This window comes from Acetomicrobium sp. S15 = DSM 107314 (assembly GCF_016125955.1).
In the GTDB taxonomy this organism is placed as follows: Bacteria; Synergistota; Synergistia; order Synergistales; family Thermosynergistaceae; genus Thermosynergistes; species Thermosynergistes pyruvativorans.
Map to the genome: position 1 here is coordinate 1 of NZ_JADEVE010000007.1, position 411 is coordinate 411.

The window sequence follows — 411 nt, forward strand, 5'->3', positions numbered from 1 at the left end:
TCGTAGCGGGACGTGATGCCTTCGCCCAAAATGGCAATGTAAACGTCGTGCCCTTCTTGGGTTAGTCGAGCGATAGTGCCACCGCAACCAAGGACTTCGTCATCGGGGTGCGCAGCCACAACTAAAATATTCATGAAACAGAAGCAATTAAACCCGATACTCCATGTATCATGTCATTTACCGCTCGCGATAGAACCTTTATCTCGGCAAGCGATGATTTTACTTCAAGTTTAGAAGAAAGATCTCCACTTGCTAATTGTTGCATCTTATCCGACGGCTTTGGAGCCTTCCAAAGTAGGCTCTATGTGTTTGGTGATGTGCGTATCTCTCCCGATTTTGTTCCTCAGCTTTTCCTCCAGATCTTCCGATATATCATGCGATTCAACGATTGAAAAATCGAGTGAGACGAGC

3 protein-coding genes are annotated in these 411 nt (G+C 46.0%); all 3 read right to left on the reverse strand.

Going from position 1 to position 411, the window contains the following annotated elements:
• The coding region (locus tag EZM41_RS14435) for a PIG-L family deacetylase (RefSeq protein WP_198468192.1) at positions 1–134 on the reverse strand (134 nt) is incomplete at its 3' end.
• Positions 131–265: a HAMP domain-containing protein gene (locus tag EZM41_RS14440; RefSeq protein WP_446697788.1), complete on the reverse strand. Its 135-nt coding sequence runs from the start codon at positions 263–265 to the stop codon at positions 131–133. The genes EZM41_RS14435 and EZM41_RS14440, both read right to left, overlap by 4 nt.
• Before the next feature lies 1 nt (position 266).
• Complete coding sequence (locus EZM41_RS14445) at positions 267–389, reverse strand: cation transporter dimerization domain-containing protein (RefSeq protein WP_446697789.1); 123 nt, start codon at positions 387–389, stop codon at positions 267–269.
• Between the last annotated feature and the right edge of the window lie 22 nt (positions 390–411).